Annotated in this window: 15 protein-coding genes, 1 tRNA gene and 4 pseudogenes; 12 read left to right on the top strand and 8 right to left on the bottom strand. The window is 40.4% G+C overall.

Annotation, left to right across the window (positions count from 1 at the left end; translation table 11 throughout):
• Nucleotides 1-64: 64 nt before the first annotated feature.
• The 7 genes from V6C71_22940 (at nucleotide 65) to V6C71_22910 (ending at nucleotide 5,274) form a co-directional block, all read left to right on the top strand.
• Nucleotides 65-727: a hypothetical protein gene (locus V6C71_22940; GenBank protein HEY9771312.1), complete on the top strand. Its 663-nt coding sequence runs from the start codon at nucleotides 65-67 to the stop codon at nucleotides 725-727.
• Nucleotides 728-1,334: 607 nt separating this feature from the next.
• Nucleotides 1,335-2,750, top strand: coding sequence for a form I ribulose bisphosphate carboxylase large subunit (locus V6C71_22935; protein HEY9771311.1), 1,416 nt, complete (start codon nucleotides 1,335-1,337; stop codon nucleotides 2,748-2,750).
• Nucleotides 2,751-2,856: 106 nt separating this feature from the next.
• Nucleotides 2,857-3,261: a chaperonin family protein RbcX gene (locus tag V6C71_22930; protein ID HEY9771310.1), complete on the top strand. Its 405-nt coding sequence runs from the start codon at nucleotides 2,857-2,859 to the stop codon at nucleotides 3,259-3,261.
• 27 nt (nucleotides 3,262-3,288) lie between these two features.
• Nucleotides 3,289-3,624 carry a ribulose bisphosphate carboxylase small subunit gene (locus tag V6C71_22925; protein HEY9771309.1) on the top strand — a complete coding sequence of 112 codons (336 nt, stop codon included), beginning with the start codon at nucleotides 3,289-3,291 and terminating at the stop codon, nucleotides 3,622-3,624.
• Nucleotides 3,625-4,100: 476 nt separating this feature from the next.
• Complete coding sequence (hisF, locus tag V6C71_22920) at nucleotides 4,101-4,871, top strand: imidazole glycerol phosphate synthase subunit HisF (protein ID HEY9771308.1); 771 nt, start codon at nucleotides 4,101-4,103, stop codon at nucleotides 4,869-4,871.
• Between the two features lie 97 nt (nucleotides 4,872-4,968).
• On the top strand, nucleotides 4,969-5,151 hold the full coding sequence (locus V6C71_22915) for a hypothetical protein (GenBank protein HEY9771307.1): 183 nt from the start codon (nucleotides 4,969-4,971) through the stop codon (nucleotides 5,149-5,151).
• Nucleotides 5,152-5,201: 50 nt separating this feature from the next.
• Nucleotides 5,202-5,274: transfer RNA gene (locus V6C71_22910), tRNA-Ala, on the top strand.
• A 75-nt stretch (nucleotides 5,275-5,349) separates the two neighbouring features.
• On the opposite strand, the gene V6C71_22905 is transcribed toward V6C71_22910, so the two are convergent.
• Complete coding sequence (locus V6C71_22905; GenBank protein ID HEY9771306.1) at nucleotides 5,350-6,063, bottom strand: hypothetical protein; 714 nt, start codon at nucleotides 6,061-6,063, stop codon at nucleotides 5,350-5,352.
• 408 nt (nucleotides 6,064-6,471) lie between these two features.
• Between V6C71_22905 and V6C71_22900 the strand changes: the two are divergent.
• A pseudogene (locus tag V6C71_22900) lies at nucleotides 6,472-6,555 on the top strand (IS1 family transposase).
• A gap of 197 nt (nucleotides 6,556-6,752) precedes the next feature.
• Nucleotides 6,753-7,382 (top strand): annotated as a pseudogene (locus V6C71_22895) (IS1 family transposase).
• Between the two features lie 29 nt (nucleotides 7,383-7,411).
• On the opposite strand, the gene V6C71_22890 reads toward V6C71_22895, so the two are convergent.
• From V6C71_22890 to V6C71_22870, 5 genes are all read right to left on the bottom strand, one after another.
• Nucleotides 7,412-8,404 carry an aldo/keto reductase family protein gene (locus V6C71_22890; protein HEY9771305.1) on the bottom strand — a complete coding sequence of 331 codons (993 nt, stop codon included), beginning with the start codon at nucleotides 8,402-8,404 and terminating at the stop codon, nucleotides 7,412-7,414.
• Nucleotides 8,405-8,444: 40 nt separating this feature from the next.
• On the bottom strand, nucleotides 8,445-8,819 hold the full coding sequence (locus V6C71_22885; protein HEY9771304.1) for an aldehyde dehydrogenase family protein: 375 nt from the start codon (nucleotides 8,817-8,819) through the stop codon (nucleotides 8,445-8,447).
• An 18-nt stretch (nucleotides 8,820-8,837) separates the two neighbouring features.
• Nucleotides 8,838-9,641, bottom strand: a complete 804-nt coding sequence (locus tag V6C71_22880) for an SDR family NAD(P)-dependent oxidoreductase (GenBank protein ID HEY9771303.1) — start codon at nucleotides 9,639-9,641, stop codon at nucleotides 8,838-8,840.
• Nucleotides 9,642-9,703: 62 nt separating this feature from the next.
• A complete protein-coding gene (locus V6C71_22875; protein HEY9771302.1) occupies nucleotides 9,704-10,570 on the bottom strand; it encodes an L-dopachrome tautomerase-related protein in 867 nt (288 codons plus the stop codon).
• Nucleotides 10,570-10,848, bottom strand: a complete 279-nt coding sequence (locus tag V6C71_22870; protein ID HEY9771301.1) for a hypothetical protein — start codon at nucleotides 10,846-10,848, stop codon at nucleotides 10,570-10,572. Before V6C71_22870 ends, V6C71_22875 begins: the two co-directional genes overlap by 1 nt.
• A 1,160-nt stretch (nucleotides 10,849-12,008) precedes the next feature.
• On the opposite strand from V6C71_22870, the gene V6C71_22865 reads away from it, so the two are divergent.
• The 3 genes and pseudogenes from V6C71_22865 to V6C71_22855 all read left to right on the top strand — a co-directional run bounded on the left by V6C71_22865 (nucleotide 12,009) and on the right by V6C71_22855 (nucleotide 13,883).
• Nucleotides 12,009-12,230: a DUF2811 domain-containing protein gene (locus tag V6C71_22865; protein HEY9771300.1), complete on the top strand. Its 222-nt coding sequence runs from the start codon at nucleotides 12,009-12,011 to the stop codon at nucleotides 12,228-12,230.
• Nucleotides 12,231-12,301: 71 nt separating this feature from the next.
• Complete coding sequence (gene pth / locus V6C71_22860; GenBank protein HEY9771299.1) at nucleotides 12,302-12,916, top strand: aminoacyl-tRNA hydrolase; 615 nt, start codon at nucleotides 12,302-12,304, stop codon at nucleotides 12,914-12,916.
• A gap of 90 nt (nucleotides 12,917-13,006) precedes the next feature.
• Nucleotides 13,007-13,883 (top strand): annotated as a pseudogene (locus V6C71_22855) (IS982 family transposase).
• 142 nt (nucleotides 13,884-14,025) lie between these two features.
• Here the strand turns inward: V6C71_22855 and V6C71_22850 are convergent.
• Both V6C71_22850 and V6C71_22845 read right to left on the bottom strand, forming a co-directional pair.
• Nucleotides 14,026-14,142: pseudogene (locus V6C71_22850) on the bottom strand (IS1 family transposase).
• A 121-nt stretch (nucleotides 14,143-14,263) separates the two neighbouring features.
• A partial coding sequence (locus tag V6C71_22845) for a hypothetical protein (GenBank protein HEY9771298.1) occupies nucleotides 14,264-14,516 on the bottom strand: 253 nt, incomplete at its 5' end.

Raw genomic sequence — 14,516 nt, 5'->3', positions numbered from 1 at the left:
CCTGTAGGTAACTGCAAATGAAATCCAAGCAACTGTTCCTGTGTCCATCAATTTATTTTCCCCTATGATTTATCTACCACCTCCGCAACCTATTTTAAATAAAGATATACGCATCAGTGGTGATGTAGAAATTCATCCTACAGCGTCTTTAGCTCCTGGAGTTATTCTGCAAGCTGCTCCCGATAGGCGTATTATTATTCGAGCTGATGTTTGCATTGGAATGGGGGCAATTATTAATGCTTGTCAGGGGTCTATTGAAATAGAAGCTGGGGCTATTTTAGGATCTGGAGTACTAATTATCGGCGAAAGCAAGATCGGCAATAATTGCTGTATTGGTACTTCAACTACTATTTTTCAAGAAAATGTGGCATCGATGACTGTGGTTGAGCCTGGCTCAATTATTGGTGATATTTCTCGTCAAGCATCCTCTCAAGATGAGCCAGAAAGGAAAAATACTAAGAATCAGACTAAAGCAAAATCCAGCAAGAGCTATCAGAACAATAATGCTTTTTCGGACAATCAGCACGCTCCTCCAAAATCAAAACCAACTGTAGATCGAGATTCTAACCAAAGTCAAAATTCAGCTTCAATTCCTCACGTAGAAACAGCTTTTGAATCTTCAGCTCAAAAACCCAAAGTTCCAGTCGTAGGGCAAGTTTATATTAATGAACTTTTGGTAACCTTATTTCCCTACAATAAAGGTTTAGATTCTAACCAGAAAAAATAGGAATCCTAGATTAGCTTAGTTGGCGGTTTTTGTGAGCAACACAAGCATAGTTAAAATAAGCATAATAGCGATTAAATATTTATACTTCGTTGGTACAGTTTTTTGATTTGTGCCAACTTTTTTACGTCTTGTTTTGGCAGATTAAAGTAGGTTTCTGCTTTAATTTGACCGTCACCGCGTAACTAGATATTAAATGTGGAAAACCCTATAAAGAGAAGGTTTAGGCAAATATACTCAGAACAGCAAGTTAATTTTTCCTACTAGAAAAATGCTCTAAACTAATTAAACAAAAAAAATATTATTAATTCTTAACAATTTTAATCGTTGTCAACAATACTTATTAGTTAAATTAATCTATTGTAAAAAATAAACCAATCAATATCGAGTTGCAAATACATATAAAGTATTAACATTCATGCTATGGTGTTAACATAAGAAATTGCTTAAGAAAAGTAGCTTAAGTTTGCTATTTAAAGCAACGATTTTTTTAGAACAGCGAAACATCTTTCTACTGATTTTTTTTTAACGGTATATAGAGTCTATTAAGACTAGTGACTCTATTAGAAAGTAAAAATTAAGCGTTTTATTTATGGAGGAATGACCAAACATGGCAACTAAGACTTCTGCTGGGTTTAAGGCTGGTGTACAAGACTATCGCCTAACTTATTACACCCCAGACTACACCCCCAAGGATACAGACCTACTGGCTTGTTTCCGCATGACTCCTCAACCAGGAGTTCCCGCTGAAGAATGTGCAGCTGCCGTAGCTGCTGAATCTTCTACTGGTACTTGGACAACAGTATGGACAGATGGCTTGACCGACCTAGACCGATATAAAGGTCGTTGTTATGAAGTTGAACCCGTTCCTGGAGAAGACAACCAGTATTTCTGTTTTGTCGCTTATCCGATGGATTTATTTGAAGAAGGTTCTGTAACTAACATTCTCACTTCTTTGGTAGGTAACGTATTTGGGTTTAAAGCTCTACGTGCATTACGTTTAGAGGATCTTCGTATTCCTGTAGCTTTGATGAAGACTTTCCAAGGTCCTCCCCACGGTATCACTGTCGAAAGAGACTTGTTAAATAAGTATGGTCGTCCTTTATTGGGCTGCACCATCAAACCCAAGCTAGGTCTATCGGCTAAAAACTATGGTCGTGCAGTTTATGAATGTCTTCGCGGTGGTCTAGATTTCACCAAAGATGATGAAAACATTAACTCTCAGCCTTTCATGCGTTGGCGCGATCGCTTTTTGTTCGTCCAAGAAGCAATCGAAAAATCCCAGGCAGAAACCAACGAAGTTAAAGGTCATTACCTCAACGTAACCGCCGCTACTTGCGAAGACATGATGGAACGTGCTGAGTTCGCTAAAGAAATTGGCACTCCTATCGTAATGCACGACTTCCTGACTGGTGGGTTTACTGCTAACACTACTCTAGCTAAATGGTGTCGCAAGAACGGTATGTTACTGCACATTCACCGCGCAATGCACGCTGTAATTGACCGTCAAAGAAATCACGGTATTCACTTCCGCGTATTAGCTAAGTGTTTACGTATGTCTGGTGGCGATCATTTACACTCTGGTACTGTTGTCGGTAAACTTGAGGGTGAACGCGACATTACTCTTGGTTTTGTAGACCAAATGCGCGAAGACTATGTAGAAGAAGATCGCTCGCGTGGTAACTTCTTTACTCAAGATTGGGCTTCTATGCCTGGCACAATGCCCGTTGCTTCTGGCGGTATCCACGTATGGCATATGCCCGCACTAGTTGAAATCTTTGGTGATGATTCTTGTCTACAGTTTGGTGGTGGAACATTAGGACACCCTTGGGGTAATGCTCCTGGTGCAACAGCTAACCGTGTGGCTCTTGAGGCTTGTGTTCAAGCTCGTAATGAAGGGCGTTCTTTGGCTCGCGAAGGTAACGATGTTATTCGTGAAGCTTGTCGTTGGAGTCCTGAACTAGCAGCAGCTTGTGAACTTTGGAAAGAAATTAAGTTCGAGTTTGATGCTGTAGACACTCTCTAGAGAACGAGAATAGTTATTTGTGAACAGCCAATAGTCTAATCTGGGATTAAGAATGAAGAATAAACAGTTCTAAATTTTGAATTCCAGAGTTACTATTCTGAACTAGATGCAACCAAAAGACATTGCCAAAGATACGGCTAAAGTTGTTCAAAATTTTCTGACCTACAAAGCAGTACAGCTAGTTATTGCTCAACTAGCAGAAACTAATCCTAGAGAATCTATCTGGTTGAGGCAATACTCTTCAGGAGGAAAGCTGCGAGATGCAGAAACATACCTAAGAGATATTATGTCTCAACCAAGGGGAAAAGAGCTTGCTTTACGCATAATGACGGTTCGCGATAATATTGCCGAACAAACTTTAGAATTTTTGCCTGAGATAGTTGCTTCTGGAGTCAAAAAAGACAACTTGGCACATCGCCGTTATCTTTTGGAGCGTCTTACCCGATCGCCTGATGAAACTTTTAATTTAGATGTTTCAGAAGCGAATTCGGAAACCGAAGATTCTGATTAAAATACATAATACAGCTAAAGATAAACCATGAAAACATTACCCAAAGAGCGTCGCTACGAAACCCTTTCTTATCTACCTCCTTTGACCGATCAGCAAATTGCTAAGCAAATTGATTTTATGATCGATCAAGGTTACATCCCTGGTGTAGAATTCGAAAAAGATCCCACTCCAGAATTACACCACTGGACTTTATGGAAGCTACCGTTATTTGATGCACGTAGCGCACAAGACGTATTGAATGAAGTTCGTGAATGCCGTTCAGAATATTCTGATTGTTACATTCGTGTCGTTGGTTTTGATAACATCAAACAATGTCAAACTGTTAGCTTCATTGTTTACAAACCTAACCAAAAACGCTATTAATAATATTAATAAATAGACAAACTATTTGCCGATGTTACTGGGGCATTAACTACTGCCTTGGTGGAGTACGGGACTGGTTTCTAAATTTAATATTTTGGAGGATGATATCATTAGCAGATGCTAACATCATCCTCTTTGTTATGTATGTGATAATTTAACCGAGCCAAAACCAATCTGTTAGCTAATGTAGCAGAGTAATTTTTTGCTGAGGATTTCTAAAGTTTTTAGATTATATAAAATTGGCAGTTGCTAATCTATGCCAACAAAATTAGAATAAAATATTTTTAGAATATTAGAATAAATGAAATTCTCTTTATTGAATCAGTCTTGCTGTGGTTTGACTACAGTTTAAATAAATAAACTGCTAAACTGATAATTTTAGGACGATCGCAGGTGCAACAAAAGCAAGACTGATTTATTACTATTGCCAATTTCTATTTTAGAGAATATTTTGCCGAATAATCGAAAACTAGACTATGCTTGCTAAACGAATATTGCCTTGTCTGGATGTTAATGCTGGACGAGTGGTCAAAGGTGTTAATTTTGTTGACCTTAAGGATGCGGGAGATCCTGTAGAACTAGCTAAAGTTTATAATGATGCGGGTGCAGATGAGCTGGTTTTTCTGGATATTACTGCTACTCATGAAGATCGAGGCACAATTGTCGATGTAGTTTATCGCACAGCAGAGCAGGTCTTTATACCTTTGACTGTCGGCGGGGGGATTCAATCCTTAGAAAATATTAAAATTTTGTTACGAGCTGGAGCCGACAAAGTGAGTATCAATTCCGCAGCAGTTCGCGACCCAAAACTAATTAATCGTGTTAGCGATCGCTTTGGCAAACAGTGTATCGTAGTGGCAATTGACGCTCGCAGACGGATCGATCTTAGTAATCCTGGTTGGGATGTTTATGTCCGTGGAGGTAGAAAAAACACGGGTATAGATGCGATCGCTTGGGCAGCCGAAATGGCAAATCGGGGTGCAGGAGAACTATTAGTAACTAGCATGGATGCAGATGGAACCCAGGCAGGATATGATTTAGAACTTACTCGAAAGATTGCCGAACAGGTAGAAATTCCAGTAATCGCCTCTGGGGGGGCTGGCAACTGTCAACATATCTATGAAGCTTTAGAAGAGGGAAAAGCTGAGGCAGCTCTCCTGGCATCATTATTACATTTTGGTCAGCTAAACATCCAAGAAATTAAAGTTTATCTTCAAGAACGTAAAGTCCCTATAAGAATTACTTAACTAGATAATCTTTAGTAAAGCTTAAGTTATAGATAATTCCGCCCAAAACTTAAAAATTGTGTATTAAAATAGATATTGTCTTTACATTTCGTAAATAATGCTGATTCCAATTCTCATATTTGATGTTGCCCTAGTGGCATGGTCATTGCATTTAATGCAATCGGCTTTGGATCGGCAGGAGTTTTCTCTCATGCTTGCTGGGACACTAGTTGCTGCTGCTGCTGCTGCTATGCTAGTCGTCTATTTTATTGTAGGTAACTGTTTAAGTCGTCTTAGTTAACTGCCATAGTTAATTAAATGATTCAATTATGGTAATATTATTTGAGTATTGGGGCATTAGCTCAGTTGGTAGAGTGCTTGCATGGCATGCAAGATGTCAGCGGTTCAAATCCGCTATGCTCCATTCCTAGGAAAAGCTCGGATTACAGGCCTTTTTGTAATTTAAAGTTTGAGTTTGCCGTTGTGGCAAGGTTATGTTTTAAAAATCAATATAAGATTTTGATTCTTTGAGAGCCATTCTAACTTTCTTATATCTAAAGTAACCAGGTTGAGAAATTAATTTTGATACGCGAGCTTCACTAGGATATTCTCCTTTTCGATGCAAAAGAGCAACGGCTTGTTTGACTTCCTGGCAACATTCATCGATCTTTTTTCTTCTAATTTGAGCTTGATAACTTTGATACCTAGTAGAAATAGCTTTACATAATTCTGAGAAGTGTTTAGATAAGGTTCTTTGGTCGATAGCTAATTTTTTGGCAACTTCTTTCATAGTAGTTGGCTTGCTGTTTTGATCGTTTAAAACTGACTCAAGAAACCTTTCGATTTTTTGAATATCACAATTCTGAAGAGATACTCTTTTAACCAAAATTTTGGTGGGTAGTTTTTGACTATCTATTTTTAGATACTCAAAATTATTCTGGGTCAAAAAGTCTAATAAAGAAATATTCAGACAGTAACAAATACTTAGAATATGTTTGAGTTGAGGGGTACTTTTCCCTTCATGCCACATCCAGACTGTATTTTTTGGTAGGTTAAATGTCCTGGCAAAAGCAGCAATATTACCCTTCAATGTAAAATTGACAATTTCGCGTATGGCTTGAGAAATATTATTTTGACTATTATCTCGATTGAGTTTTTGCGAATGAGCAATTAATTCCCCAAGGGTATTTGTTATCCAAATACATTTTGCCAAATTCCTTTTTAATCTTACTGAATCTGTGTTTTTTTGAGTTCTACTGGAGCTTCCTAAGGTTTTAAGCTTACGCGATATCGTCGTAAATGGTTGAGAACGGGGTTCGATTCCCCTCATCCGCTTTTCATTATACAAAAAGTTTTAACGTTTGAATGTAGTGGAGAAATGCTGAGTATTCCTAATTATTTCTAAAGCTGTTTTGCTGTCTATAGAACACACAAGTTTAATCTGAAAAACTAAAAACAAGTTAATCAACAATCTAGTCTAGCAAGCATAAAAACTGCTGTAAAACTCGAGTAAAATGCTCCTCATGGACGCTTTGCTGGCATGAGGAGCATGAAGAAAATCGGTCTTCTGGTGCAAATCCGGGCGTTGCATAATAGAGGGATGAACTTAGGCTAAATAGTTATGCAATGTCCTGAATGTAACTCGACTCATATTCGGAAAAATGGGAACAGACGAGGTAAACAAAATTATATTTGTGTTGATTGCAATTACGCTCCAAGCGCTTGCCCGTGCATGATATGCCCGTGCATGACTAGCTACGCGTGACGCGCTAGCTAATCCTTTAGGACGCGAAGCGGTATGCTTTAGCATTTGCGAAGCTTATCCGTAATAGACTAGCCCTAAAGGATTAGCTCCTACGTCGCGTCCTTCGCGTCGCACCCGAATGGGTGTACCCTACGGATCGCCAGTTCATTAAAGGTTATGAGACTAACAAAGGCTACAGCGATGACGTCAAAAGAGAATGTCTCAATAGCGTGAGGGATGCTGGGGAAACCCCAGCATCCCTCACGCTCAAAATGTACGTCAACGGTATGGGCTTTTGAAGAATCGAACGAGTTAAAGGGGTTGATCACACAAAGGTGATCGCCTGGGTCAAGCAAGTCGCAGAATTACTTCCAGATGCCTATGCTCGAGAAACAATACCAGAAGTTGGCCAATTGGATGAGCTGGAAACATTTGTCGGCTCAAAAAAAACCAAATCTGGCTATCGACAGCAGTAGATCATTTCAAACGAGGTATTTTAGGTTGGGTATTGGCAGACCATAGTACTGAGACTTTTAAACCGTTATGGGCAATTGTAAGTCTATGGCGATGCTATTTTGGCGTCACCGATGGCTGGAGTGTCTATCCTCAATTTATTCCAGAAGGAGACCAAATATATCCGTAAAACTTACATGACACGGGTAGAGGGTGAAAACACTCGATTGAGACATTATTTAGCCAGATTGCATCGTAAAACATTATGTTATTCCAAGTCAGTAGAAATGCTTCAGTATTCGCTCCAATTGCTTATTCACTATCTTAAATTCTAGGATGTCCCAGTTCCTCGAAAATTCATCCCTTAATTCAGCAACGCCCTAATCCGAAGGTAGAAAGACTTAAGTTTTGCGTAAAATAAAACAGGCGCCAGTACTTTATCAATATCTCTCAATACATCGTCGCTCAAGCTAACTTCTGATGCTGCCGCATTATCTTCTACCTGTTCGGGACGACTCGCACCAACAATAGCCGCAGAAACTCGCTCATCTCGCAAAATCCAGGCTAAAGCTAGTTGAGCCATAGAAATATTTAATTGCTGCGCGATTGGCTTAAGATTTTGGACAGCACTCAAGATGCGATCGCTATAAAAATCGCCCATAAAGCCATTCATCTGGTCATTTGCTGCACGCGAATCTTGTGGTGGAGCTTCTCCTGGTTGATATTTTCCAGTGAGAACACCTTGGGCTAGTGGCGACCAAACAATTTGACCGATACCATTGTCCGCGCACAAAGGAAATACTTGGGCTTCAGGTTTGCGCCACAGCATTGAATATTGAGGCTGACTGGATACAAACCGTTCTACATTAGGAAGATTTAAGGCTGCTTGAATTTGAGCGGGAGTCCATTCGCTAAAACCAATATAACGGGCTTTTCCTTGCCGTACAACTTCAGTCAATGCTGACATCGTTTCTTCTAGAGGGGTGTCTACGTCATAACGATGGCACTGATAGAGATCGACATAATCGGTGCGAAGACGCTGTAATGAAGCATCAATTTGCTTATAAATTTGGGAAGCCGATAATCCGCGATCGCTCTGTGACATGGGAAAATAAACCTTGGTTGCCAAAATGTAAGAGCTGCGATCGCGTCCCTGTAAAACCTCTCCCAATAGGGATTCAGCTGCCCCGCGTCCGTAGACATTGGCACTGTCGATACAATTAATGCCAACATCAAAGGCTTTGTGAATGCACGCTTCTGCTTTTTGTCGCTCGACTCCGCCACCATAGGTTAACCAAGAACCTAAAATTATTTCAGAAATGTTGAGATCGCTATTGCCTAATTGTCTATATTTCATGTTTTTTCTCCATTTAAAGGGTTTTAAAAAGTTGATTTTCTTAGAATGGGTAGCTACGCGGAGTATGCTGCAAGGTAATCCAGTGATCAGTCGTAAACTCTTCAACGATCCAATCACCGCCAAAGCGTCCTATACCACTATTTTTCTCTCGACCGAAGGGCGCATTGGGCAGATCGTTTACAGGTTGGTCGTTGATATGAGTCATTCCCGCTTCGATGCCAAGGGCAAAGCGCAATCCTCGTCCTTCATCTTGCGTAAATACCGCACTCGATAAGCCGTACTCAGTATCGTTTGCTACCTGTAATGCCTCCGCCTCGTCAGGAATTTTAATATGGTGATTAGAGGCAAGAGACAAAAGGGACTCTAGGTAAGCTAATCCACTAGCAAGTAGCAAGTGAAAAAACTCATTACTCAAAAAAAGTCTCCCTGTCTGTCAGTTATTACCCGAACCTGGTTCGGCAATTTTGCGGTGCATTTCAGCATTAACGGTATCGGGCAAAACTTGGCTCGCCATACCCATAGCCTTTGTTTTGAGTGAACCTGCAATAATATGGTCTTTGCCAGCCATCAAAGCCTCAAAACCCTGTTTGGCAACCTCAGCAGGATCGTCTTTCTTACTCGTGCCTACATTGGTATCGTCCATATCCGCACGGTGGAAGAAGTTGGTATCGGTTGGCCCAGGCATCAGCGCGGTAACGGTTACGCCCGTGTCCTTCAACTCGTTGCGTAGTCCTTCGGCGAAAGAGTGTACAAAAGCTTTAGAGGCTGCATAAACTGCCTCAAACGACCCTGGCATTAAAGCAGCGATCGATGAGGTGAATAGGATTCGACCCTTGCTGCGATCTACCATGTCTTTCACCATTCGTTTGGCAAGATGTACGGTAGATACAACGTTGAGATTAATCAGATTGAGTTCATCTTTTAAGTCAGTCTCGCGAGCAAAATCACCACCTACACCGACACCCGCATTGATAGCAATGACATCTACAGGTTTTCCAGTCGCCTTAATTTTGTCGTATAGTTCTTCGACTCCATCGTAGGTAGCGAGATCGGCTTCCACTGTTTCAACTTCAGCACCCAGATCCTCAAAAGCTCGGGCAGCTTCATTAATGTTCGCGCCCGTAGCAGTAACTAAAAGATCGAAGCCATTTTGAGCAAACTGTTTGGCAAGTTCATAACCGATGCCATTAGAAGCACCTGTCACAACAGCCAGGGGTCGGGTTAACGTATTAGCCATAATTGTTACAACTCCATATACAATTTATTAATTTTCATTTGCCTTTTTTTAATCAAAAGATGTCATCGCAGCAAAACTGGTCGAGCATCTATCCGAACTCGAAAAAGCGTGTAGGGTTTTTGGCGTAAATCTTTTCCTTGTTGATATTTTGCCTGACGATGCAACTGATTCGCCGTGACATACAGATAGCCGTCTGTCGCCATTGAAAGCGTATCTGGCCATAATAAACGTGGGTCGTGTACCACCGTTTCCCATTCGCGATCGCTTCGGCGACGCCAGATTGCATTATGCTCGTAGTTCGTTGCATAAATGTGACCTGCTGCATCTGATTCAAGTCCATCCGCGCCACCGCCTTTATCTCCCTCATTAGTTACGGTGGCAGCGATCACCTGATCGTCGAGGGAGCGATCGGCCAGCGCGTCAACGGACACACTATAAAGTTTCCGACTCGCTAGAGGACAGTAATACAAACGCTCTCCATCTGCACTAATGGCAATTCCGTCTGCACCCATCTTGACTGGTTTGGTCTTTCCATCTGGCTGACGTTCTAGCATCGGGCGACCTTCTACAGTGGGACGAAAGCTACTCAAATCTTCAGCTTTAGTTGAAGGGTGTTCGTGAAGTCTGCGCCAGCTTTCACCAGATGCCAAATCCACGACGATAATGCCATTTGGTCCTTGGTCGGAGGAATCGCTAATGAACGCCATACCCTCTTTACCGCGCCGTAGGTCGAAACGCACATCGTTTAGATAGGTAGTTGGTAGGGCTACCTCTTGGGGAAAGAGAATCGTCTTGATAATGCGATCGCTCTCTAGATCTACACAGACGAGTTTTGGCCCGCCATACCGTGTCGGTTGAAACATCGGACTCCCCGTATCTAAAATCCACAGGCGATCGGCAGGATCGACGACTACACTTTGCACTGACACTAATGCCCTGCCAGGTTATCGGAGTCAGTTTGGTTAGCCGCCTCGTTTGGATATGCCACAAGTTGACCATCTCGAATTTCAGCTACAGTAAACTCGACGCGATCGCCCCATTTCGGAAAATTCACAAAAATACGTCCTTGGTGGGATACCGTTACACCAGTGGGCATCGCGCCGTTAAAGTGGGCAACTGGTTCTAGAGTACCTAACGGCTCATCGTTTGGTAACTGCTGCGGATGAACATTCATCACTAACATCTGTATACCAACATTGCTTGCCATAGTTTGTTTCTCCTTACAAAAAATTATTGGTTGAATCTTAAACAGGGAGTGGGGTTTAGCGAGCAGATCGCAAAATAAGTCAAGAGCCAAGATTTATTTCTCCTACGTGACTTCGACCCTTTGCCCTCTTTAAGTCGTAGGTTTTAGAATTACTTTAGTCCAGCTAGTATCACGCGCATCAAAGTGTTGGTATGCCTTTGGTGCATCGTCTAGTGATAATCTGTGGGAAACTATGAAGGATGGCTTGGCGAACCAACTTTTAGTGAATTATCGATATAGCTAGCCTACCCGCCTTGATTGGTAATAAGGTTTTCACCAGCATTTACCCGATAATGCTCTAAATCTTGATCTTTTGCGCTGTCATCAATATGCTGTAAATCGGTCAGAAAATTCTCTTTTCTATGATCTAAGAAGGATCGACTTAAAGTTGGTAGACACCGCCTCTAAGCTAGAATCCAATCTCACAGAGCAGTACTAATGTTTATGCCAATGACTTTTTTAGTCTATCTAGCACAGACAAGTGCTGTTTATCTCTTTAGGTAGACTTTGAATTGTTTTTAGTAACGGACTTTATTACATTGTTGAATCTTAAATGATTATTAGTACGCTTGAACTTTTCTAAAAAAGTCAACTAAAAGTTATTAATTCTTATTTAAAGCTGCTAATTTACCCCACAGATTCCCCACTATTTCCACAAGGTTTTTCAAGTTTTCCCCATTTTGCCCAAGTTTTTCCACAGGCAGCTACGCAGCAATCAAGTCTTGAGTATCGAGTAGTGGATTTTGATTATTTACCTCTCATTAACCATTTAATAACTCGATTTAATGAAGAAATGTAACAAAAAAGAGATGTAAACTATATTGCTTTCGTTAACTTACAAAAAATTAATCAGTCTTCTTAATATTTTGTAGCATTGACAAAATGCCCCCTTTTAAGACGACAATGTATCAACAAGCATCAGCTCTTAGTGGCACCACACTAGATCTGAATTTTAATCTGTCAATTTAACCTATCTCTCAAACCATTTTTGGTCATTACCTTTAAATAAAAGGTTTGCGCGATCGCGCAAAACATGGTGGTTATACATATTTGAAGGAAGCCGTTATGTTGAATCAGACCACAGAAAAAATATATATCTATTAAGGAGCATTTAACCAACCATGAACTCAACCGTAAGCATTTTGGCAGACATTCCCGAAGAACTCCATTTTTCTTTGAAAAGCTACTTAGAAACTCATCCTCATTGGGATCAAGACCGCGTTTTTGCAGCTGCTTTGTCTTTATTTTTATTGCAAAATAACAGTAAGCAAAGCATTGAAGCAGATCAAAGTCATCGCGCCTGTGCCAAAGTTTATTTAGAGGCTTTGTTTCAATCTAACTAAAGCTAGTCTGCTGAGGTTTGAACTCTGAAATAGCTGCCAGTCTCCTACTACTCACTGCTTATTGATATCCTGTGACTTCTGATTCAAGTGTTTTAATCCCTGAATTAATTGTTGGTTTGGGCAATCCTGAACCGAAATATGACCAAACTAGGCATAATATCGGTTTTGCAGCAGTTGATCGATTAGCGAAGTTCTGGCAGATGCCCTTGAGAGAAAATAAACGTTTTCAGGGGTTATTTTCTGAAGGTGTTGCACCAGGGGGGCAAAAAGTTCGTTTACTAAAACCCCTCACCTATATGAATCGCTCAGGTCAATCTGTAAGAGCAGTGACAGACTGGTATAAGGTTCAGCCTCAGTCTGTGTTGGTTATTTATGACGATCTGGATTTACCTGTGGGTAAATTACGAATGCGCCTCTCAGGATCGGCAGGAGGGCATAACGGCATGAAATCAATTATTGCTCACTTGGGCGGTACGGACTTTCCCCGTTTAAGGATAGGCATCGGTAAATCTGATGACAACAAGGAGACAATCGGGCACGTTTTAGGCAAATTTGCCCCAGAAGAAACCAAAATCATTGAAGAAATTTTGTATGTATCGGTTAAGGCGATCGAATTAAGTCTTAAAGAAGGTATTGAAAAATCTATGAGTCGCTACAATGGATTTTCAGTTGACCTTAATAATTAATTATTAAGTACTAAATAACGTGAGTTCGGGATAAGAAAGAGGCAAAACAGATAAGCTGAGATTACCTATAAATCAGTAACTGTTTGCCTCATGCTTATTCTAGAAGAATTATTTTGTCCGATAGATGATTTTTGTCTGAGTTTTGAACCAAGCTGAAAAAGACAATTGATTCAAAGTGGAAGAAATCGTCGTCTTCGTAATCGGCAACTTAGTTTGAGCGAGATAATGACGATTCTCATTTCATTTCATACCTCTAGTTGCAGAAATTTCAAGGCTTTTTATCTCGGTATAGTCAGTACCTATTGGAGAAAGGCTTTCACGTCACTTGTTAGCTATCAACGATTTATCGAATGGATTCCCAGTACTATTGTGCCGTTGACGATTTATTTAAGATCGCGATTGGGAACTGCTACAGGAATAGGATTTATAGATTCAACTAGTCTTAAGGTCTGTCATAAAAGACATATTCTTGGTCATCGAGTGTTTAAAAATATTGCTCATAGAGGCAAAACCTCCGTAGGTTGGTTTTATGCTTTCAAGTTACATTTGGTCATCAATGACCGAGGAGAATTATTAAATATAGCTTTGACCCCAGAAAATGTTGATGACCGAAAACCAGTCAAAGAACTACTGAAAGGACACCAGGGAAAATTCTATGGAAAAGGGTTATATTTCCAAAACTTTAGCTCTTAAACTACGACAGAGTGGTGTAGTACTCATTACTAAGTTCAAAAAGAAGATGAACAACAAACTCATCAAATGGTCTGACAAACAACTGCTACGCAAAAGAGCCGTTATCGAATCAGTGATAGGACAGTTGAAACACATTTGCCAAATTGAGCATAGTCGGCATCGTTCACCCACCAATTTTGTAGCTAATTTATTGGCTGGATTAACTGCATATTGTCATTTTTTCAGAAAGCCTTCGATTGCTATCGATCATCTAGCTCTGTCTGCTGCTGCTTAAATCGAACTGACGTTAATGTAAGCTAGTTTGGTTCAAAATTAGATCGATTACTATTAATTTAATTGGCGTAGCATCCCTATGGGATGATTTAAAGAGGGATGGTGTCAAAGTGAAGGTAATGAAGCAATAGCTTAATTGATAATTAGAGCATTTCGTCCCACTTCAAATAGCACAAGGTTTTTCTTTTTAAACGAGCCAAACAATCTCTTAGTCTGGTATTTTCTGCCTCAACACAGATCGTATAGGTTTTGAGAACCAGATGAGCGTAATCGTCAATAAAACATCATTCGCAGATCCAGATAGAGTAACGCTAAACAGCGAGCGCCTTGCTATAGTTTTTACCACAAGGCGCTCGAAATAGTTAATCAACTCGATTGAGTTTAGACAAAAGTGAAATCTTCAGAAATCACCACATCACTAGTATTTTCGACATGACCAATTAAATCGCCTTGGTAGTTAATATCAATTCCGTTACCGAAGGAAGTAAGAGTATAATCACTAGTGCTACCATAAGCTTGAATTTTATCACCTTCAGTCCAGTTCAAATCGGTAATCGTAGCATAACCAGAGCCTTGATAGAAAGCACCCATGGCATCGCCAAGAACAAAAGTATCTGCGCCAGCACCACCACTT

The sequence above is a fragment of the Coleofasciculaceae cyanobacterium genome, from assembly GCA_036703275.1.
In the GTDB taxonomy this organism is placed as follows: domain Bacteria; phylum Cyanobacteriota; class Cyanobacteriia; order Cyanobacteriales; family Xenococcaceae; genus Waterburya.
The sequence above is the reverse complement of the archived record's forward strand: the minus strand, read 5'-3'. Positions and strand labels throughout refer to the sequence as shown.